General features: G+C 68.1%; 18 protein-coding genes and 2 pseudogenes. 8 read left to right on the plus strand and 12 right to left on the minus strand.

Annotated elements, in window-relative coordinates; translation table 11 throughout:
• The first annotated feature begins 296 nt into the window (after nucleotides 1-296).
• A complete protein-coding gene (locus ACWDD7_RS36825; RefSeq protein WP_450460607.1) occupies nucleotides 297-671 on the plus strand; it encodes a hypothetical protein in 375 nt (124 codons plus the stop codon).
• Between the two features lie 30 nt (nucleotides 672-701).
• Here the strand turns inward: ACWDD7_RS36825 and istB are convergent.
• The 8 genes and pseudogenes from istB to ACWDD7_RS36865 all read right to left on the minus strand — a co-directional run bounded on the left by istB (nucleotide 702) and on the right by ACWDD7_RS36865 (nucleotide 7,604).
• Nucleotides 702-1,473: pseudogene (gene istB / locus ACWDD7_RS36830) on the minus strand (IS21-like element helper ATPase IstB).
• On the minus strand, nucleotides 1,470-1,925 hold the full coding sequence (locus tag ACWDD7_RS36835; protein WP_450460608.1) for a Mu transposase domain-containing protein: 456 nt from the start codon (nucleotides 1,923-1,925) through the stop codon (nucleotides 1,470-1,472). Before ACWDD7_RS36835 ends, istB begins: the two are co-directional and overlap by 4 nt.
• 1,067 nt (nucleotides 1,926-2,992) lie before the next feature.
• Nucleotides 2,993-3,874, minus strand: coding sequence for an alpha/beta fold hydrolase (locus tag ACWDD7_RS36840; RefSeq protein ID WP_450460609.1), 882 nt, complete (start codon nucleotides 3,872-3,874; stop codon nucleotides 2,993-2,995).
• 37 nt (nucleotides 3,875-3,911) lie between these two features.
• Nucleotides 3,912-5,186: a hypothetical protein gene (locus tag ACWDD7_RS36845; protein WP_351875366.1), complete on the minus strand. Its 1,275-nt coding sequence runs from the start codon at nucleotides 5,184-5,186 to the stop codon at nucleotides 3,912-3,914.
• A 111-nt stretch (nucleotides 5,187-5,297) separates the two neighbouring features.
• The gene (locus ACWDD7_RS36850; RefSeq protein ID WP_395485464.1) at nucleotides 5,298-5,876 is read right to left on the minus strand and encodes a TetR/AcrR family transcriptional regulator; all 579 of its coding nucleotides are present in this window, start codon (nucleotides 5,874-5,876) and stop codon (nucleotides 5,298-5,300) included.
• A gap of 88 nt (nucleotides 5,877-5,964) precedes the next feature.
• Nucleotides 5,965-6,225: pseudogene (locus ACWDD7_RS36855) on the minus strand (Tn3 family transposase); the annotation flags it as partial.
• Nucleotides 6,226-6,357: 132 nt separating this feature from the next.
• Nucleotides 6,358-6,843, minus strand: coding sequence for a hypothetical protein (locus ACWDD7_RS36860; protein WP_450460610.1), 486 nt, complete (start codon nucleotides 6,841-6,843; stop codon nucleotides 6,358-6,360).
• Nucleotides 6,840-7,604 (minus strand): hypothetical protein, encoded by a 765-nt coding sequence (locus ACWDD7_RS36865; protein WP_450460611.1) that lies wholly within the window; start codon nucleotides 7,602-7,604, stop codon nucleotides 6,840-6,842. Before ACWDD7_RS36865 ends, ACWDD7_RS36860 begins: the two co-directional genes overlap by 4 nt.
• Nucleotides 7,605-8,162: 558 nt before the next feature.
• On the opposite strand from ACWDD7_RS36865, the gene ACWDD7_RS36870 reads away from it, so the two are divergent.
• From ACWDD7_RS36870 to ACWDD7_RS36880, 3 genes are all read left to right on the plus strand, one after another.
• Nucleotides 8,163-8,798 carry a DUF5937 family protein gene (locus tag ACWDD7_RS36870; protein ID WP_450460612.1) on the plus strand — a complete coding sequence of 212 codons (636 nt, stop codon included), beginning with the start codon at nucleotides 8,163-8,165 and terminating at the stop codon, nucleotides 8,796-8,798.
• Between the two features lie 243 nt (nucleotides 8,799-9,041).
• Entirely contained in the window at nucleotides 9,042-9,440 is a 399-nt protein-coding gene (locus ACWDD7_RS36875) for a hypothetical protein (RefSeq protein WP_450460613.1), read from the plus strand.
• A 44-nt stretch (nucleotides 9,441-9,484) separates the two neighbouring features.
• The gene (locus ACWDD7_RS36880; protein ID WP_450460614.1) at nucleotides 9,485-9,730 is read left to right on the plus strand and encodes a transposase; all 246 of its coding nucleotides are present in this window, start codon (nucleotides 9,485-9,487) and stop codon (nucleotides 9,728-9,730) included.
• Nucleotides 9,731-9,944: 214 nt separating this feature from the next.
• Here ACWDD7_RS36880 and ACWDD7_RS36885 read toward each other — a convergent pair whose 3' ends face one another.
• Nucleotides 9,945-12,026: an MMPL family transporter gene (locus ACWDD7_RS36885; RefSeq protein WP_450460615.1), complete on the minus strand. Its 2,082-nt coding sequence runs from the start codon at nucleotides 12,024-12,026 to the stop codon at nucleotides 9,945-9,947.
• A gap of 441 nt (nucleotides 12,027-12,467) precedes the next feature.
• Complete coding sequence (gene sigJ, locus ACWDD7_RS36890; RefSeq protein WP_450460616.1) at nucleotides 12,468-13,403, minus strand: RNA polymerase sigma factor SigJ; 936 nt, start codon at nucleotides 13,401-13,403, stop codon at nucleotides 12,468-12,470.
• Between the two features lie 169 nt (nucleotides 13,404-13,572).
• Between sigJ and ACWDD7_RS36895 the strand changes: the two genes are divergently transcribed.
• Complete coding sequence (locus ACWDD7_RS36895; RefSeq protein WP_450460617.1) at nucleotides 13,573-14,562, plus strand: NAD(P)H-dependent oxidoreductase; 990 nt, start codon at nucleotides 13,573-13,575, stop codon at nucleotides 14,560-14,562.
• Nucleotides 14,563-14,618: 56 nt separating this feature from the next.
• On the opposite strand, the gene ACWDD7_RS36900 is transcribed toward ACWDD7_RS36895, so the two are convergent.
• Nucleotides 14,619-14,933 carry a hypothetical protein gene (locus tag ACWDD7_RS36900; protein ID WP_351875333.1) on the minus strand — a complete coding sequence of 105 codons (315 nt, stop codon included), beginning with the start codon at nucleotides 14,931-14,933 and terminating at the stop codon, nucleotides 14,619-14,621.
• Between the two features lie 507 nt (nucleotides 14,934-15,440).
• On the opposite strand from ACWDD7_RS36900, the gene ACWDD7_RS36905 reads away from it, so the two are divergent.
• On the plus strand, nucleotides 15,441-16,088 hold the full coding sequence (locus ACWDD7_RS36905) for a hypothetical protein (protein ID WP_450460618.1): 648 nt from the start codon (nucleotides 15,441-15,443) through the stop codon (nucleotides 16,086-16,088).
• A gap of 59 nt (nucleotides 16,089-16,147) precedes the next feature.
• Nucleotides 16,148-16,624 carry a macro domain-containing protein gene (locus ACWDD7_RS36910; RefSeq protein ID WP_450460621.1) on the plus strand — a complete coding sequence of 159 codons (477 nt, stop codon included), beginning with the start codon at nucleotides 16,148-16,150 and terminating at the stop codon, nucleotides 16,622-16,624.
• Nucleotides 16,625-17,266: 642 nt separating this feature from the next.
• Here ACWDD7_RS36910 and ACWDD7_RS36915 read toward each other — a convergent pair.
• Nucleotides 17,267-18,529 (minus strand): beta-ketoacyl-[acyl-carrier-protein] synthase family protein, encoded by a 1,263-nt coding sequence (locus ACWDD7_RS36915; protein WP_450460619.1) that lies wholly within the window; start codon nucleotides 18,527-18,529, stop codon nucleotides 17,267-17,269.
• A gap of 64 nt (nucleotides 18,530-18,593) precedes the next feature.
• On the opposite strand from ACWDD7_RS36915, the gene ACWDD7_RS36920 reads away from it, so the two are divergent.
• The gene (locus ACWDD7_RS36920; protein ID WP_450460620.1) at nucleotides 18,594-19,214 is read left to right on the plus strand and encodes a TetR/AcrR family transcriptional regulator C-terminal domain-containing protein; all 621 of its coding nucleotides are present in this window, start codon (nucleotides 18,594-18,596) and stop codon (nucleotides 19,212-19,214) included.
• The last annotated feature ends 99 nt before the right edge of the window (nucleotides 19,215-19,313 follow it).

The raw sequence follows: 19,313 nt of genomic DNA on the forward strand, positions 1-19,313 counted from the left end.
GCAGGCCACCGGCATCGGACCGGCACGTTCCGCCTCCGTCCACACCATCAGGCGACACCAGAATGACTCATATACTCACGAACCGCCCACTGAGAACTGCGTCGATTGCGGCTCCGCGGATCTGGTGGGAGAGCGCGTCGATCATGCCGCCGGTCCGCTTGTGCAGGAGACGATGTCGGCGTGCGACCTGAAGTCCCCAGCTGCGTACGGATGAACGTCCCCAGCTGTGTCCTCGCACCAGAGCACGGTTGGGGATCTCGATTGAGATCCTCAGACCGAGCGGAGACACTCGCACGATGAGTCACAGCACACCGCTCGGATCAGTCGAACGTGCTTGGGACGGGCCGTGGAACCGGGTGCGCACGGAGTCCTTCGAGGCATCCTTCCTGCCCAACCCGGACGACGACCTGGACCTGGTGTGCAATGTTGATCTCGAAGTCCGGCTTCTGGATGGATCCCGGTGGAGCGCCACTGTCTTCACCGTTGCTGAAGTTGCACGTCTGATGGTGACGTGGGCAGGGAGCGACGAGGCCCTGGGCGGTCGCTACTTCTGGTGCTCGGATGGCCTGATCGTCCGTGAGCCTGGCGTCAGCAACATGACTGATGTCATCGCCGGCCTGTTGGACTCCGGTGAGTTCACCCAGATCCTCCAGCGACTCGACGGCGACTGACCAGACCCGGGCTCTCCGCGAAATGATCTTCTAGGCTACGTCGGTCTCGCGCTCGATGGCCTTGAGTCGGTTCTTCAGCCGGTAGCTGGGTCCGTTGATGGAGATCACTTCGCAGTGGTGCAGGAGGCGGTCGAGGATGGCGGTGGCAAGGGCCTCATCACCGAACACCTGCCCCCATTCGCTGAAGGTCTTGTTCGAGGTCAGGATGATCGAGCCCTTCTCGTTACGCTTCGAGATCACCTGGAAGACCAGGTTCGCTTCAGAGCGTTCGAGGGGCTGGTAGCCGACCTCATCGACCACGAGGACGCTCGGCCGCAGGTAGGTGCCGAGGTTGTTGACCAGCCGTCCGGCGGCCTCGGCGGCTCTGAGGTTGCGGAGCATGTCGTCGAGGCTGGTGAAGTGGATCGGGTAGCCGGCCCGGCAGGCCGCGACCGCGAGGGCGACGGCGATGTGCGTCTTCCCGACCCCGGGGGGCCCGAGCAGGGCGGCGTTGGCCTTGGCGTCGACGAAGGACAGGGTGGTGAGGTCCTTGACCTTGCGCGGGTCGAGCTCGGGCTGGAACGAGAAGTCGTACTCGTCGAGCGTCTTGTGGTGCGGCAGCTTGGACAGCCCGCAGGCCCTGGCGGAAGCGGCGGTCGTCGCGGACGGCGAGTTCCTCGGACAGGACCAGGTCGAGGAAGTCGAGGTAGCCCATCTTCGCCTCGTCCGCCCGGCGGGTGTACTCGTTGACGGTCTCCGCCAGGTGGGGCAGGCCGAGCTTGCCGGCCGTGGTGCGGATGCGGTTGCCGGTCAGCTCGTTCAAGATGACTCCTTCGACGGGAAGTTGGTGGTGAAAGGGCGGGTGCCGGTCAGCTCGTCATAGACCGACAGCGGGCGGCGGCCGAACTCAACGCGAGTGGCCTCGGCCCGGTTCAGCAGTGCCTTGAGCGGACCGAATTCCTTTCCGCACCGCTCGCGGCGGGGCGGGGGCAGGGCGTCGCCGGTGGTGGTCCGGCGGCCTTGGCCGGTGGGCAGTCTGTCCCAGTGCGTCTCCTCGACGACGCGGACGCCGCGGCCGACGGCTCGTGGGTGCACGGCCAAGAGCGTCTCGCTGTCGGCTCCTGGGTCGGTGGAGTGCAACATGACCTGCGACTTCGTGGCCCTGATCTCCACCAGTTGGCGTGGGCGGACGCGACGGGCGGGCACCGAGTAGAGGTTGCCGCCGAACGCGACCAGACAGTCCTTGCCCACCGGCCGCAGATGCCGCTCGGCCACCAGAGAGGGAGTCGGCGGCAGCGGCCTGAGGGCCTCATGGTCGCGGGCCGCCCGCTCGCCGATGACCTCCCGGTGCGTCTTGTGGATCTGGGCTCACCGCTGCGGCACCCAGGAGGCGAAGACGGCGTCAATCACCTCGATGGAGGAGAAGGCCCGTCCGGACAGGACGTGGTCACGGACGATGAGGACCTGTCGCTCCACCCGACCTTTGCCGGTGGGGCGATAGGCGGCCAGGACGTCGATGTCGAAGTCGTAGTGGCCAGCGAAGACGACCGCCTCCGGATGCAGGGGAACCGCCTCGCCGGAGGCGACGTGCCGGCGGACGACCGTTTTGGTGCGGTCGTAAGACGATCGTCATCGGCACACCGCCGAAGTGCGCGAACGCCCGCCGATGGCAGTCGAAGAAGGTCTGCAGGTCCTGGCTCGTGGTGAAGCAGCAGAAAGGGTCGCGGGAGTACGACAGTGTCATGTGGAAGGAGTAGACCTTCGCGATGCCCATGTGGGCGAGGATTTTGCCCTCATCACCCAGTCCACCTGGGCCTGGGCGCCCGGGATCACCTCGAACCGACGGTGCATGCCCGCCAGCTCCTTCGGGGTGATGCCGAGCTCCTCGGCAATGCGGGGGCCGGGCTTGCTGGACGTAGAGCTTGGTCCGCTGATAGTTGCCGGTGAACCCATACTCGCTGACCAGCCGCTCGTGGATCACCGGGGCCTTCATAAGGATCTCCGCCCGCAGCATCGAGTCGACCAGCGGCGCGAACGCGTCGATCACCCTCGACCGGGACCGTCCGCTCGGTGACCGGCGTGGCGGGGTGGCCGGGCCTGGCGCCGAGAGTTGGGGAGAGTGGCGGTGGACGTCGTCGCGATTGCAGCCCGTACGCGAGAGCGAAGACGGTGACGAGTTGGCCTGTGGTGTTTCGCTGAGGAGTGCTTGGAGAGCGCCTGCCGGGCGCTGGTGGGGGGCGAGGGGGCCTCGTGGCTGTGCGGAACCGGGTCGTTCGTTTCGGGCACGAGGCCCTCGCCGTGCCGGGCCGCTTCAGATCGCCGACCTCGGCGGCCGGGTGCGGTTACCGGTGCGTGGCCAGGAACGGCAGGAGGACGTCGGCCATCTCGTCGGGTACTTCCTCTGCGAGGTCGTGTCCGGCGTCGAAGATGTGTCCGGTGACGTCGTGGGCCATGAGCCGCATCTGGGACTCGTTGCGGTCGCCGATGAACGCGGATCCGCCGAGGGCCAGGACCGGGATGTCCAGTTTCTTCTGTGCGGTCTGCCGGTTCTGTTCGGCGTCGACGAGCATGGCCCGGTAGATAGAGAGCATCGCGCGGATTCCGCCGGGCATGGAGTAGCAGCGCACGTATTCGTCGACCGCGTCGGGGGTGGCGCTGTCGGGCCGGCTGCGCTCGTACTTGATCATGTAGGTGATCAGCTCGCGCTCGTGTCCGGCGATCAGCATCTCGGGTATGTCCGGCTGGAAGTAGAAGCCCAGGTGCCACAGGTGCATGCCGCTGGAGATGTTCTCGGGGGTGAGGGCCGTGTGGTCCTCGAAGCCGAATCCGGGGAACAGGGCCTCGGCGAACACGAGAGCGGTGACGTGGTCGCGGTGGCGGGCGGCGAGTTGGTAGCCGATCACCGCTCCCCAGTCCTCGCCCGCCACGGCGTATGTCTCGTGTCCGAGGTGGTTCATCAGCTCGGCGATGTCGTCGCTCATCGTCGCGGAGTCGTAGCCGCCCGACGGGCGGGCGGAGTCGCCGAGACCGCGAAGGTCTGGGACGACGACGGTGTAGTTGGGCGTCAGCTTCGGGACGAGGTGGCGCCAGTGGTAGCTGGTCTTGGGCACGCCGTGTAGGAGCACCACCGCGGGGCCGGACCCGGCTGTGCGGTAGTGCAGACTCGTTCCGTTCACGGCGGCTCGGCCCGTGCGGACGGGCGATCCGTCATGGTCGAGCATCATGTTTTCAGCCTTCTTGGTGTACGTCGCGATGCGGGTGTCAGTGGGCTTGCACGGGGTCGACGAGGGTCACCAGGCGGCTCGGTCCGGTGCCGTCCGCGGTTGTCCGGGCAGCGGAACGGCCGGCGGGGCGCAGGGTGACGTTCTCCGGGTAGAGCCGGCCGAGCAGGGCCAGTACGACGAGGTCGTCCTGGCCGGTGGCGTCCAGGGTGACGTCGCCGCTCTGCGTCCACACCAGTCCCGGCGCGCGCAGCGCCGACCAGGCGGCGGTGCCGGATGCGTCGCCTGCGGCGGGGTCCTCACGCTGGGTGAAGCGGTGGCCGCGCAGGGCTTGGCCGAGGTCGACGTGGGCGGTGGTGCCGTCGTGGGTGACCTCGATGCGGGCGGTGCGGGTCCCGTCGGCGACCGGCGCGGTGACGGTACGGGCGGAGAGCGGGCCGGATGTGGTGGCGGGCGGCAGGTCCTCGACGAGGGTGCGGGGTGCGGCGTAGTAGTCCTGTACTTCGGGGACATACGTGGCGGCTTCACCGACGGCCGGGTCGGGGCGCCAGGTCAGCAGGTGCCGGGGTGCGGTCAGGGGTGGCTGGTCGAGGACGGCGGGCAGGGCGGTGCCGCCGCCGGCCTCGAAGCCGTAGCCGGCCGGGCCGGAGGCGCCGGTGACGACGTTGCGGGCGAAGGCCACGATGCTGGTGTGCCGGATCTGGCGGACCAGGAGTTCGGTGAGGAACGCGTCGCGGGCCGGTTCGGTGTGCCGTAGTCCGGTCGGGGTGATCAGGAGCGGGACGTCCTGCCAGTTGGTGAAGGGCAGCAGGGCGTCGCGCAGCAGGACCATCTGGTGGAGCCACTCGTTGTAGAGCTGCATCGTGACCGGTCCCCCGCGACGTCCGCGGAGCAGATCGGCTGCGGGAGGGGTGAGCAGGTGGCCGTAGCAGTGGCTGCGGACGACCAGCGGGCCGGCGGGGAGCGGTACCGGATCGGTGAGCAGCCTCTCCAGCGCCTCGGTCGACCAGGAGGCAAGCTCCTGGCCGATCGTCTCGGCCTGCGCGCCCAGTTCGCGCGCTGCCGAGGCACTGTCCGGGCCGAGGGACAGCGGGAGGGAGGTCTCCCGGGTGCCGAGGGCGAGTGCCGCGCGGATCTGGCCCTCCAGCACCTCGCTGTCGGCGCTGGTGAGGGCGTTGTCGTCGATGATGCCCTGTAGCAGCGGCTCGGTGGCGGTGAAGAACTCGCGGGCGGTCAGGGTGGTGCCGGCCGCGGGGAAGGTGTTCCAGCGGCTTCCGCCGAGAGCGGGCGTACTCGGGATGGGTGCGGGGGGCATGGGTCCTCCGAGGTCTTCGGTTGAAGCGGGGCGGGGTCGCCGGATCCCGTGTCCGAGCGGGCACCGGCGCTCTTTCTGGATCGTCTGATACAGATTCCGGGCATGAAAAAGTCAGTCGAGGGCGGCCAGCGCGACCTCCACAAGGGGTTCGAGGGCGCGGACGTCCGGTGTGATCTTCGCGGAGACCAGCAGTCCGTTGAGGAAGGCGACGAGGAAAGCGGCGAGGGTGTACGGGTCGTGCCGCTTCGCGATCTCGCCCCGCTCCGCCGCGACCCGCAGCACTTCGGCGAGCGCGTCCCGGCTGGCGTCCTGCATGTCGCGCACGGTGCGCCGGGTCGCCGCATCCTCCGGCAGGCGCTCGCAGGCGGCATTGACCACCAGGCAGCCCCGGCCGTTGTCCTCCACGGCGATCCGGACCCGCTCGACCAGCATCGTGCGGATCGCCGACCGGGCGTCCGCCCCCTCCTCCAGACTGCGCAGGGCGGCCGCCGCGAGGGTGGTGCGGTAGTGCTCCAGCGCCGCCCGGTACAGGCCGTCCTTGTCGCCGAACGCGGCATACAAGGACCCCTGCCCGATCCCCAGGTGCCCGGTCAGGTCGCGCACCGAGGTGGCCTCGTAGCCGCGCGTCCAGAACAGCTCCATCGCACGGCTCACCGCCGCCTCCGTGTCGAACTCCCGGGTCCTTGCCATGACCCCACCGTAACCTATCTGGATCGTGCGCTCAAGAAAGAGCCTGTGGCCGCCTGGCCATTCGCTGACCCGCAGGCCGGCCTCACGGCTACTCGTCGTCGGCGTCCTCGGCGGTGTCCGAGTCGCACAGCGGGCGCAGGCCTTGCCCGGGGCCGCTGGATTTGATGTCGAACAGGTAGCGGCCCAGGAAGTTGATATGCCGGTCCTTGAGCGGGGAGAGCCGGGCGACGTCCTCGTCCTTGATGTCGTGGCCCTCGACGCGGAGCTGGGCGACAGTCGCGTCCAGGTAGCGCGTGTTCCACAGCACCACGGCATCGAGCACCAGGCCGAGGGCGGCGAGCTGGTCTTGTCCGAACTAGTCCAGCTCGGCGGCAGGTCCGCCTGCGGGCCGTCGTTCACCACGGAAAGTAGTCGTGAAGAAGTAGGGTGGACGGGTTCCGTCGGGAGTGTCATGCACGTCGTCCGCGCGCGCTTCGCGGTCTTACTGGGAGAACGCGTAGCTCCGGACGGGGTCGAGGTGCAGTTCGAAGGGCCCGAAACAGTCGGCGGCGAGGGTCGCGACCGGAGCGCCGCAGGGGCAGGCCCGGTTGAGTCCCTCGTCGCCTGTCGGTCCGCAGCACCCATTGCTGTTCTCCCAGTTGGGCAGTGGCTGAAGGCCGACGGCGTCATCAGGGTGCACCAGCACTGTGTATCGGCTGCCGGCCGAGATGACGAAGCCTTCTTCACGGCAGACCACGGGTCCACGCGACTGAGCTGGCTTCGGGTCCTCCTGATCGTCCTGCACGACGTAGGGAGGTCCCCAGGGCTCGGGATCGATCGCGTAGCGGCCCCGCGGAACGGTGGAAGGCGCCCGGCGCGTCTCCTTGTCCCGGTCGCGCTCGTCGTCTGAGACGTCAGGGATGGCGGCAAGCTCGGCCAGCTCCGGCGTGATCGCGGTGCCGCATTTGGAACACAGGAAGACGGTCATCCCCTCGTTGTAGTGCTCAGGACTGCCCCTTCGCATCCTCGTTTCGCTGCTCGGAGTCGATGCGCGCGGCGACGCTGCGGAAATCGGGCATGCCCCTCGATGACGTCGTTGGCAGCGAGGAGGACGATGCGGGTGACGGGGTGCGCGTAGAGGAGAACGAGTGTGGCGGCGATCCGGGCCCGTAGGGGCAGGGAGTCGTCGTGGAGGACTCGCCGGAGAACGACGAGTCGGTGGTGCTGATGCAGGGGTGCTTCGTCCTGGCTGACGACTTGGGGTGGCAGGACGAGGCGGGGCATCCGGCCTGTCCTCATGCACCAGCGCAGGAACGTCTGGGCCGGGCGGCGGGTGGCCAGCTTCTCGGTGTGCCAGGCGTCGAGGGCCTGCTGGCAGTGTTCGATGGTGCGGCCTCGGTCGGCGAGCCGAGCGAGGAAGGCGCCGGCCTGGGTGATCTCCTGTTTCGTCTGGTTAGTCTGGGAGCGTCCCAGCGGTCCCTTCTCCGCCTTGCTCCGCAGGCGCCACATCTGGTGCCAGGTGGCGAAGTGCTGAAGAAGTCGCCGGGGTTCGGGGTCCTCGACGGTGGCGAGCCGCTCGGCCAGCCAGCGCTGATAGAGCAGAAGCTGCCGGTCGACGCGTGGCAGGACACCGCTGTCCATCAGCAGGTCACGCAGGTGGACGACGGTTCGCCAGGGTGTTTCCTGGTGCAGCCCGTCGTGGGTGAGCGGGATGCTGCCGGCGGCCACCGCGGAGGAGACGGACGACATTGGGGTTGCGGAGCCAGATCAGGCGGCTCTTGGGCCGGTCCATCTCCTTCAGGGAGGTGACCAGCGGTTGCAGCGAAGCGGCAACGTGGCCTGTGCCGTCGTCGAGGAGTCGGCCGAGGGTGTCGGTGAGGGTGCACCGTTCGCAGAGGCGTCCGCCGAGGAGCAGCCCTTCGAAGCCGCAGCGGTCGCAGAAGAAGTCACGGGCGATGCCCGCGCAGTCGCGGCAGATCGGCGTGCCGGTCGCGCCCCGGCCTGGCAGCAGCCGGTCGGCTCGGCAGCCGGGGCAGCAGCCGCGGAACGTGCAGACCCCCGGCCCGCTCCGGCCGTGGGCCGAGCGCATCGCGCCCCGGTACAAGCAGCTGCACCGGCAGGTGCCTGCAGTCGGGGCGTTGACGGCGCTGTTCCGCCGCGGCGCCTACAACGCCGACTTCATCCATCCGCCGCCGTCGGGCTCCGGTCGTGACTTCGCCGCTGAGCTGGCCGCCGTACGAGCGACTCCATTGCACCGCGCACGCCTGGAACTGGCCCGCAACCTGGCGGGATTACCAACGCCGCCACGTGCAGCGCATCCTCGACTCGCCGGATGTGGTCACCCGACTCGCCGACGCGCTCGAAGCGAGCCGGCAGGCACTGGTCGAGCCGGACTGGCCGCGACTGCGCACGGTGCTGGAACGTGACCTGGTCCGCCGCGCCGGGCACCTGGCGATGTACGGCTGGGCAGCAGCGCTGTCCGATCTCGACCCGCGGGTGAGATGGCACTCCCAGGGGCAGACCGGAACCATCGAGGTGCACACCGGCTCGCGAACCGCATGGGACCGGTACCAGCTGGCCGGCAAGGGCCTGCTGCTGATGCCGACAGTCTTCGGCACTCTGATCAGCTACGTCGAACCGCCATGGCCCTACGCCCTGGTCTACCCCGCCCGGGGCATCGCGGACCTGCTCGGCCCCGTGGCGCGTACACCAGGCAGCGAAGCCCTGAGCCGGCTGCTCGGCCCGCACCGCGCGGACGTGCTGCGCGCGCTGGACGTGCCGGCAACGACGACGCAGCTGGTCGCCCAGCTCGGCCTGAGCCTGGGCACCGTCGGCAGCCATCTGGCGGTGCTGCGCGATGCCGGTCTGGTCACCCGCACCCGCACCGGCCGGACCGTCCGCTACGAGCACACACCGCTGGGCGCAGCCCTGGCGGCCAGCTGAACACCACCAGGCAGCACACCTGGCCGGTCAAGGGCGCCTCCGGCGTAGCTATGCGGATTTGCCACGCCCCCTGGACAGTCTGATCCGCCCCGAAGGCGGCTGGCTGCGATGGGGAGATCAACTCAGCAGGTCTGTCTCACCCCCGAGCACGAGGTGGCGATTTTCAAGGCTCTGGCCGCGGATCCGTGAACCCCCAGGTCAGCAGTGGGAACCCGGGTTCGTTTCGGCAGCGCACTTCCTGCCGTGGCGAGCAAGGCGGTTGAGAATGTGCTGTCTCCCGGGATCGATGTGCGGGTGGAGGGGGTGTGCGACTCCTCCGGCATCCTGGTGGTGGAGGCGGTGCCGACGGCCCGTCCAGGCCCGGTGCCCGAACTGTCGCAAGCAGGCCCGTCGCGTGCACAGCACCATCAACACACCCTGGGTAAGCGGCCGTCGGGCTCACGCCGGGTCATCGTCCGGCTGCGGGTGCGCCGGTACATCCGCGACCGGAAGAGCTGTTCCCGTACGACGTTCACCGAGCAGATGCCGGATCTGTCCACGCGCTACCGCCGTCCAGTACCGGGCTTGCGGACTGGCTGCAGTCGATCACGATCAACCTCGGCGGCCGTCCCGCCGCACGGCTGTACCGCCGACCGCGGCTGACCGCGGGCCGGACCCGGCTGCTCAGGCCACTGACAGCGCCGGCCGTGCCGGACCATGCCCCGAGGGCACTGGATGTCGACGAGTCTGCCTTCCGCAAGGGCTGCACCTACAGCACCGTGCCGGTCGACGTCGAGGCTGGCCGGGTCGTGGACGTGCTGCCCGACCGCACATCCGAGACGTTCGCCGCCTGGCTCACCGAACATCGCGGAACCGAGATCATCTGGCGGATCGTCGCCCCGGGCCGCGACTGGTGCAACGCGACCGCGTCCGCCATGAACTGCGGCGGATAGTTCTTCATGACCACGAGATGTCCGTCCTCAGATCCCCAGGATCCGGTGTCTCGTGTGTCCAGAACCAAGAGTCAAGGCCCCCCGTCGGCTCCCCCATCGTCCTGCACACCGGATGGCACGCGAGGGAGCGCGGTAGACCAGGACTCAGCTCCTGGTCTACCGCACGCCTCGACCTGACGTTGGTCGGCCGGTCGGCAGTCGGGCCGCGCCGGGGTCAGCGTGCGAGTACCTCGTCCCGATCCCGGCCCGAGCCCTCCGCGGGCCGAACGCCCACATCGGGCTGTTTGGCCAGCCGGCTCGGCCACCAGATCTTCTGCCCGATGTCGTGTGTCAGCGCGGTCACCAGGACCGAGCGAACGATGAACGTGTCGAGCAGGACGCCCAGCGCGACCGCGAAACCCATCTCCACGAAGCTGACGAGCGGCATCGTGGTGAACACCGCGAACGTCGCCGCCAGGACGAGCCCGGCCGACGTGATGACGCCGCCGGTGGCCGCGAGACCGACGACCGCGCCTTGGCGCGTCCCGCGGTGCTGCGCCTCTTCGCGGACCCGGTGCATCAGGAAGATGTTGTAGTCGATCCCCAGGGCGACCAGGAACACGAAGATCAGGAGCGGCATGCCGGTGTCCATACCCGCGAAGTCGAATACGCGGTTGAACACCAGCGAGCTGATACCCAACGCAGTCGCGAACGACAACACCACGGTCAGGATCAGGATCACCGGTGCCATGATCGCGCGGAGCAAGAGGCACAGAACAAACAGCACGGCGAGCAGGATCAGCGGGATGACGACCTTGTCGTCGTGCCGCGACGCTTTCGCGGCGTCCAGCGCCATCGCGGGACCGCCACCGACCTTGGCTTCGGCGTCAGGGATCGGGTGCACCGCGTCGCGGACCCGATCGACGGTGTCGCGCGCGGCGGACGTGTCGGGGCCGTCGCTGAGCGTCGCCCAGATCTCGGTGCGACCGTTCTCGGTGCCGAGCTTCACCACACCCCTCGGGGCGATGCCCTGTGTGCCTTGCACCTTGGCCGCCACGGTGTCGGCCGAGTCCGCTTTGGTGATCACGACCAGTGGATCGCCCTCGCCTCGCGGGAACGACCTGGCTGCGATCTCCATGCCCTTGACGGAGTCGGGTTTCTTGGTGAAGGAGTCCGCGAGCTCGACGCCGTCGGCCTTGAGGCCGGTGATGCCGAGCGCGAGCGCGCCGAGGACGACCGCGGTGACGATCCACACCGGGCGCGAGCGCTTGTCGATGACGCGGCCGACCCGCGTCCAGACGCCGTTTGCGTGCGCCTGCTCGGAGCCGACATGCGGTACCTTCGGCCAGAACACCCAGCGGCCGCAGATGACCAGCAGCGCGGGCAGCAGCGTGATCATGACGAGCAGGCCGACGGCGATACCCAGGGCGCACACCGGGCCCATGCCTTGTGTCGAGTTCATCTCGGCGACGAGCAGCACGAGCATGCTCAGGGCGACGGTGGCGGCGCTGGCCACGATGGCCGGGCCGGCGCGGTGCAGTGCGTGCGCCATGGCCTCGTGCCGGTCCTCGTAGTGGCGCAGTTCCTCGCGGTAGCGCGCGATCAGCAGCAGCGCGTAGTCGGTGCCCGCACCGAAGATCATGATGTTCAGTACGGCGAAGCTCTGGCCGTTGACCGTGACACCCGCCTTCGTGGACAGGTACACGACCGCCCACGCGGCGAACAACGCGAAGATCGCCGAGAGCAGCGGCACAAACCACAGCGTCGGTGAACGGTAAGTCAGAAGCAGGATGACGATGACGACGCCGACGGTGATGAACAGCAGTGAGCCATCGATGCTCTGGAACGCCTCGGATTGATCCGCCGCTATACCGGCGGGTCCCGCGCTGTACGTGTGCAGGCCGCTGGGACGGTCCTTCTCGGCGATCTTCTTGATCTGCTTGACGGCGTCGGCGAGGTCCTTCCAGCCGCCGTCCTTGATGGCGATCGGGATCTCGACCTGCATCGTCGTCCCGTCGGCGCCCCACTGCGGCGCGCCGATATCGCCTGTCACGCCTTTGATGGCACCGGGTACGGCGAATGCCCGCAGGTCGTCCGCGATCGCTTGGCGGTCCTCCTCCGTCAGGCCGCTCGCGCGATAGTAGACCTCGTTGGCGTTCGAGATGGCGTCAGGGCGGAAGTGCTTTTGCAGTTCGACCACTTTTGTCGACTCGGCGCTTCCCGGCAGCCACGAGGACATCTCGTTGCTCTGCGCGCCGCTCAGCTTCTGCCCGAGCGGCATCAGGCCGGCGATGACAATGATCCAGCCGATCAGCACGACCCATTTGCTTCGCCGCCCGCATGGCAACGCGGACAACGTCTTCCATCTGTTCATTCAAACCCCAGAAGGTGATGGCGCGAGCCTTCTCGCGGAGGCAGTCGGCGCCATGTGGCCGACGATCGGATAGGTCCAGGTCATGAGGAGAAACCGGCGAGACCTGACCAACAGGTCAAGCCGGTTGCCCTGCCATCGACGTGCCGCGTACTCGCAAGTGGCTACACGCAGATGACGAACAAGAGGGGGGTCTGTCAGGCCGTCCGGCTTGTCCTGCCACGCGTCCACCGCCCGAGAGCCGGCTGCGGCCGCGTCAGCGGTACCGAAGTGGTAGCGGTCGGCCTCAACCGGGGCCGTGATGCGGCGGGACGGCTCTGTGCACATCGTCGACGCACTGTGAGCAGCGACTTCCGCACCAGCCGGAACTTTGCACAGGCCCTGCGGTCAACCCGCCGTCCAAGGGCGGAGTTTGTCCGGGTTGCGTACCGCCCAGATACGCGTGATTCGGTCGTCCGCGACGTCGAACGCGTACACCGCCACGGTGACGCCCTCGTGCTCGATCACCAGCCCGGGTCGGCCGTTGACCGTGCGCTCGAGGACCATCAGACCGCCGGACGCCCGAGCAGCGAGGTCGGTGAGGTACCGCGCGATTCCCTCGCCCTCGATTGGGTGAAGCGCCGCGGGAACCATGCCGCCGCCGTCGGCTGTGAAGGTGGCTCCGGGGGCGAGGAGGCCGACGAGGGCATCGATGTTCTGTGCCTCCCACGCCTTCTTGAACTCCCTGACGAGTCGCGCCTGGTGGGTCGCCGGGGCCTCAGGGGGCCGGGAGGTCCGTACGCGGCGCCGGGCGGAGGAGGCCAGTTCGCGGCAGGCCGCCGGGGTGCGGCCGGTGATCTCGGCGATCTCGGCGAACGAGTATGCGAAGACGTCGTGCAGGATGAGCGCGACGCGCTGGGCGGGGCTCATGGACTCGAGGATGACGAGAAAGGCCATGCTCACCGACTCGTCGAGCGTTATCCGGTCCACGGGGTCGGCCGCCGCGGTCCCTGGGCGCCCACTGATCCAGCCGGTCCGCTCGGGCAGCGGCTCCGGGATCCATTCGCCCACGTAGCGCTCGCGCCGCACTCGCGCCGAGCCGAGGAGGTCCAGGCACACACGTGTGGCGACCGTCGTCAGCCACGCACCGGGGGAGTCGATGGCGTCCTGCTCATGTCGGGACATGGCATACCAGCGGGTGTAGGTCTCCTGGACCGCGTCCTCTGCCTCGGCCAGGGAACCGAGGAGCCGATAGGCGAGACCGATCAGCCGCCGCCGCTCACTGATGAGCGCGCCCAAGCCTGCGTCGGATTCGTCGCGCTCTGACTCTGCTTGACTGGTCATCGTTCCGGTGGCTCCTCGATCTCTGGTCGTCCCTCGTTGGTCCGACGAGACAGCACGTCCTATTGTCAGGTTCGCGAGTTTCCCTGACGTTTCGCGGGGCCGTGTCGTCGTACCGCGCACAGACACCATCGCCCCGCAGTACCCGGGCAGGACACCTCAGGAGACAGCGATGACCAGGATCGGCATACTCGTCGGCAGCACCCGCCCCGGCCGCAGGGCCGACCAGGTCGCCCGGTGGGTCCACGAACGGGCGACCCGGCGCAGCGACGCCGAATTCGAGGTGGTCGACCTGCTGGACCACCCGCTGCCGCACCTGGACGAGCCGCTGCCCGCGCTCGCCGGGAGGTACCAGCACGAGCACACCCGGGCATGGGCGGATACCATCGCCCGCTTCGGCGGATTCGTCATGATCACCCCGGAGTACAACGCCTCGATCCCCGGCGTCCTCAAGAACGCCATCGACTACCTGCACGCAGAATGGACCCACAAGGCCGTCGGATTCGTCTCCTACGGAACTCGGGGCGGCACCGGCGCGGCCCGGCAGCTGCGGACACTGTGTGAGCTCCTCCAGATGGCTGTCGTGACCCCGCAGGTCCAACTGTCCCTGCACAACGACTTCGAGGAGCACGCGACACTCAGGCCGGGCGCCCACCACATCGGTGACCTGGACACACTGCTGGACCACGTCGTCGCCCAGAGCACGGGAGGACGGACAGCCCTGCCCACACAGCGCGAGACGGACGAAGCCGCGATCCGCCGCCACGTCGAGGGCATCATCGACGCGATCCAGGCAAAGGACCTTGAGGGCCTGAGGCGGTTCTACGCCACGGATGTCGTCTCCTTCGACATCGATCCGCCACTCCAGCACGTGGGGATCGACGCGAAACTCAAGAACTGGGCGAACGTGTTCACGTTCTTCCAAGAGGTGAGCTATGAAATGCGCGATCTGACGCCCACCGTGGGCGAAGACACGGCGTTCACGCACGCCTTCGGCCGCCTCAGCGGCACGCGGGCCGACGGAACGGCAGCGGGCGGCATGTGGGTCCGGGCTACCTTCTGCTTCCGGAAGATCGACGGCGATTGGCTGATCACGCATGACCAGGTCTCCGTGCCACTGGACATCCTGAGCGGCAAAGGGGTCGTCGATCTCGAACCGTGACATCAGCGGAGCCCGGGGACGGATGTGAAAGCGACGGCGGCCACCGACGATTCCGTTCACGCCACGCACACGGGCGTCTCGCCCTTGACCAGATCGGCCCACGCGGTGCGAGAGGTCAAGCTGAGTTGCTGGTGGCATGTGGGACAGGAGTGGTCGGCGACAGCTCGCACGCCTCCCGCAGCAACGACGTAGAGGGGGCCACCCCAGCCGAGTGCGTCGATGTCCGCGGTCTTCTCACACCACACAGGCGTGTTCAGTTCAGGGTGGAAGCCGGCGAACGCCCAGCATCGTTCGCCGATCGCGACCAGTTCGGGATCGGCGCCGTCGACCGGAACGACGGTCGGAGTCAGGCCGGCCAGCGTCGCGCTCATCTCGTCAGTCCCAGTTGCTTACTTTATGCAACGGAGGCGAACGGTGTGTCCGGCATGCTCGCTCTGCTCGGCCTGTTCTGCGTACCGGAACAGCTCGTCGCAGCAGTTCGCGGCACGCGTCACCTGCGGGTGGAAGGGCTGATTCACTGGCACGTCGGCACGAGTGAACGATCCATAGTTGACCCGCGTCAGCCACTCGCCACTCGGCAGGCCGTTCTGCGCCGGACGCTGACGATCACTCGGGCCAGTTCCTCAGCTACGACCCCGGCCGGTGACCGGGGCGTGTACCGGTGGTTCTGGATATCGATGAAGCCCCTCGGGAGCGTTGAAGGGGCCTCACCTGGTCATGCAGTCAGATCCGTGCCGGACGCCGTCCGCCGGGTTCGAGGCGGCCGAGGGTGTCGGTCAGAGGTCGGTCAGCGGCAGGCTTCTGTGCGACATCCCGCGAGTTCCCTTGAGCCCTGCTGGGTCCTTGTCCTCGTGACCAGGGTGTTCTGTCTCCCTGGGATGTTCTTCGATCCGGTGACAGAACTTCAGGAATACACCGCATCAAAGCTGATGTCGCAGGTCGGACTCAGGGTGAGCGAGGCATGCAGACTCGACCTGGCCGACACCAAGTGGGACCTGGGCCGCTTTGGCAAGCTTCATGTGTGTCACGGCAAGGGCGCCCGTGGCTCGGGCCCGCGTGAGCGGATGGTGCCGCTGATCAACGGTGCCGACCGGTCGCTGCGGTGGTTCATCGAGGACGTCTGGGGCCAGTTCGACGACGACCATGAGGCCATCGCCGACGCCACTACGCCAGACGTCCGGCTCATAGTCGCCCTGGCCGCTGTCCACGCGGCACGGCCGAAGATGATCCGGACGACGCAGTTGGAAGATGTCGACCTGGGCAACCGGCGCATCACCGTCGGCGGCCATGTCCGCCCGCCCGACGACCTCACCCGCCGAGCGGTCCTGGACTGGCTCGACCACCGCCGCAGCCCTCGAACGGCTCCTGTTAACCGCCAGCTTGAAGAGGCCCTTACCCACGGCGCCGACCCGCTCCACCTGGCGCTCGTCTTCGATAACGACGAGAAGACAGCCATCCGTTACGCGCACTCGACCCAGTCGATCCTGGAGCGGCCCATCGGACACCAGGAACGCGGCGCACGATGAGGGCAGCACGAGAGGAAAAGCGTTGGCCTCTAGTCGTGGACCAGGCGACCATGACTTCCGTGAAACCGTTGAAGATCGTCGCGGGCGACGCGACCAACCCCCAGGCGAAGGGCCCGAAGATCATCGCCCATATCTGCAATGACCTCGGCGGATGGGGCAAGGGATTCGTTCTGGCGATCTCGCGTCACTGGCCCGAACCGGAGCACGAGTACCGTCGCTGGCACCGCGAGCGCGCAGGTAACGACTTCGCCCTCGGAGCAGTACAGATGGTCCGCGTCCGATCCGACATCTGGGTCGCAAACATGGTCGCGCAGCGCGGGATGAAGGTGGGAAGCAGCGGTCCACCCATCCGATACGACGCCGTTGAACGCTGCCTACAGGCCGTCGCTGAGCACGCCCTTGTCAACAAGGCCTCTGTTCACATGCCCCGCATCGGCTGCAGCCTCGCCGGCGGCAAGTGGGAACGCATCGAGCCGATCATCAGCAAAACCTTGGGTGCCCGCGACATCGCCGCCACCGTCTACGACTACGCATGAGACCGACTCTTTGCCTGGCCACAGGGCCGCAGGTTCATGATCAACTCCCTGGTGCATTCTCGTGAATGGCTTCAGCAGACCCGTGAGTCCCCGCTGGACCGCCTTCAGTTTCCGCGAACCCGCGAAGATCTCGGCCCTGCCCTCCCGAAGCTACGGCGAAGTGGCAAGTAGCTCACTGTAATCAGGGTGACGGTTGGTCAGAGAGGGCGAAGCGGGGTCGAGGCACATCGCCGACCTGAGTACGGCGAAGTCGGCACGGGCCTGTTCGACGGCTTCGGGGTACGCCTTGCGCTTGGCGTGCTGGGCCAGCGCCCGGTAGATGCTGGGCCACCGAGGGTTCTGTCCCCTGCGCTTGCCCCATGGGGATGATCGGGTCGGGCTGGATCTGCTCGACGGACTGGCCGCCCGCGCGGCGCCGCAGCACGGTGTGGAGCATGTCGTCGGTGATGACGGGGGGCCGACCGCCGTGCGGCGCGGGCTTCGATCAGCCCAAGTCCGCCATCGCCGGTTCCGGTTCACCCACTTCGACGCCGCTGCTCGGGACATCCTCTATCTCTGCGGCGACACGCATAATCGGACGAGTCTTGCAACGCTCGGTCAATCAGCGGCGGCTCTCCACGGACAACGGTGCGTTCGCGTGCGTCATGGTGTCGTCGAGGCCGTAGGGGACGCGTGGTGCCGTGCACGGGTGACGATGAGTGAGACATTCTGCCCACCGAAGCCGAAGGAGTTGCTGAGCACGGCCTCCTGGGGGACGTCTCGTCGCTCTGCGACCACATCGAGATCGATGTCGGGCCCGACGCCGGCCGCGGTGAGGTTGCGAGTCGGCGGGATGACGCCGTGCTCCACGCTGAGGACGGCGATGAGTGCTTCGATCGCGCCGGCGGCGCCGAAGAGATGACCGAGCGCCGCCTTGGGGGCTGTCACGGTGGCGCGGCCGAAGACCTCCCTGATCGCGTGCGCCTCGGCGACGTCGCCGACCGGAGTTCCGGTGGCGTGGGCGTTGATGTGGCTGATCTGCTCGGAAGCCAAGCCGGCTTGCGCGAGGGCCTTCCGCATGGCCGAGATCTGACCGGAGCCGTCGGCAGCGGGCGCCGTGATGTGGTGAGCGTCGGCGGCGATGCCGGCGCCAGCGAGTACCGCGTGGATGCGCGCGCCTCGGGCGCTGGCGTGCTCGGCGCTTTCGAGCACCACGACAGCGGCGCCTTCACTGAGGACGAATCCGCTGCGGTCCGCAGCGAACGGCCGGGACGCCGAGGCGGGTTCAGCGGTGTGCCGCGACAGTGCTTGTGCCTGGGCGAAGCCGGCGACGGTGATCGGGGTGATCGCGGCCTCGGTCCCGCCCGCGATGACCACGTCAGCCTCGCCCGCACGGATGAGCCTGGCTCCCAGGGCGATCGCCTCGGCACCGGAGGAGCATGCCGAGACGGGCGTGTAGACCCCGGCCCGCGCCCCGTATTCGATGCTGATCAGCGCCGCCGCCGCATTGGGCATGAGCATCGGGACCGTGCGTGGCGAGACGCGCCGCCTCCCAGCCGCCTCCAGCACGTCGTCTTCCTTCAGCAGCGTCCGTACGCCCCCGATGCCCGTGCCGATCGCCGATGCGAGCCGGTCCGGGTCCACCTCTGGGGCACCGGCATCGGCCCAGGCTTCGGCCGCCGCGGCCAAGGCCGCCTGCTGCGAGCGGTCGAGCCGCCTGGCCTGCACCGGCGGCAGCGACTCGGCGGGGTCGATCGCCATCGTCCCCGCGACAGTGGCGGGAAGGCCAGTGTCCTCTTGGCCTCCCAGGACGCCGTCGCGGATGCCGGACTCGCCAGCAAGCAGGGCGCCCCAGGTGGACGCCACGTCTGCCCCGAGTGGTGTGATCGCGCCGAGTCCGGTCACGACGACTTCAGTCCGGTGCATGCCTCTCAACTTTCTTGTATGCGATACAAATGAATGTCATTGTTGTATCACATACAATTCTGGTGTGAAGAAGAAGCGAACCGAAGCTCGATCAACGTCGGCTCGGTCGCGTGACCGCGGTCGCGCGACGAGGCGCCGGCTGATCGAGGCAACCGCACGGCTCTGCAAGGAACGGCCCGGCGCTGAGGTGAGCGTCGCGGACATCGCGAACGCGGCAGGCGCCTTCCCCAATCAGGTCACCTACTACTTCGGCTCCAAGGACTCGCTCCTCGTGCACGCGGCCTTTCTCGGCTTGCTGCACGACGCCCGACGGATTGAGCGCATCGGTCGCCAAGCCCCTGATGCCGCGACATTCCGACGCAACATCGCCCGCGCCGTACTGGCCATGCCCTCGCTGCCGTCAGTCACGCGAGCGCTCGCCGCCGGGATCTCCAAGCCCGACCTCGCCCCCGTGGTCGACCGGCACCTCCAGTTGCTGTTCCGGCAATCCGAGCGCTTCGCGAGCCAGCTCATCGACAGTCGCGGCTGGAGGACCCGTCGACCGCTCAACGTGGAAGCCAGGACGTTCTGGAGCACCGCGCTCGGCGCAGTGCTGCTTGCCCGCGCCGGGGCACACGGCACCAACGCCGACCTCGACCTCGCCGGAGCATTGACCATCCACGACGAACCCGATCCCGGTTACTGAGGCAGAACTCGTGATGTCGTGCCGTTGCTCAGGTGGGCCGGATGGTCAGGCCGGTCTCGGCGAGGCAGCCGTCTATGAGGTCGCTGCGGTACTGGATGT

This window comes from Streptomyces sp. NPDC001056, assembly GCF_053598955.1.

What these genes read in the sequence shown, in the direction of transcription:
- ACWDD7_RS36850 (WP_395485464.1), bottom strand. Translation starts at nt 5,876, where the DNA reads ATGGCAAGGACCCGGGAGTTCGACACGGAGGCGGCGGTGAGCCGTGCG.
- ACWDD7_RS36895 (WP_450460617.1), top strand. Translation starts at nt 13,573, where the DNA reads ATGACCAGGATCGGCATACTCGTCGGCAGCACCCGCCCCGGCCGCAGG.
- ACWDD7_RS36865 (WP_450460611.1), bottom strand. Translation starts at nt 7,604, where the DNA reads ATGTCGTCCGTCTCCTCCGCGGTGGCCGCCGGCAGCATCCCGCTCACC.
- sigJ (WP_450460616.1), bottom strand. Translation starts at nt 13,403, where the DNA reads ATGACCAGTCAAGCAGAGTCAGAGCGCGACGAATCCGACGCAGGCTTG.
- ACWDD7_RS36905 (WP_450460618.1), top strand. Translation starts at nt 15,441, where the DNA reads ATGTTCTTCGATCCGGTGACAGAACTTCAGGAATACACCGCATCAAAG.
- ACWDD7_RS36860 (WP_450460610.1), bottom strand. Translation starts at nt 6,843, where the DNA reads ATGACCGTCTTCCTGTGTTCCAAATGCGGCACCGCGATCACGCCGGAG.
- ACWDD7_RS36840 (WP_450460609.1), bottom strand. Translation starts at nt 3,874, where the DNA reads ATGATGCTCGACCATGACGGATCGCCCGTCCGCACGGGCCGAGCCGCC.
- ACWDD7_RS36900 (WP_351875333.1), bottom strand. Translation starts at nt 14,933, where the DNA reads ATGAGCGCGACGCTGGCCGGCCTGACTCCGACCGTCGTTCCGGTCGAC.
- ACWDD7_RS36825 (WP_450460607.1), top strand. Translation starts at nt 297, where the DNA reads ATGAGTCACAGCACACCGCTCGGATCAGTCGAACGTGCTTGGGACGGG.
- ACWDD7_RS36845 (WP_351875366.1), bottom strand. Translation starts at nt 5,186, where the DNA reads ATGCCCCCCGCACCCATCCCGAGTACGCCCGCTCTCGGCGGAAGCCGC.
- ACWDD7_RS36915 (WP_450460619.1), bottom strand. Translation starts at nt 18,529, where the DNA reads ATGCACCGGACTGAAGTCGTCGTGACCGGACTCGGCGCGATCACACCA.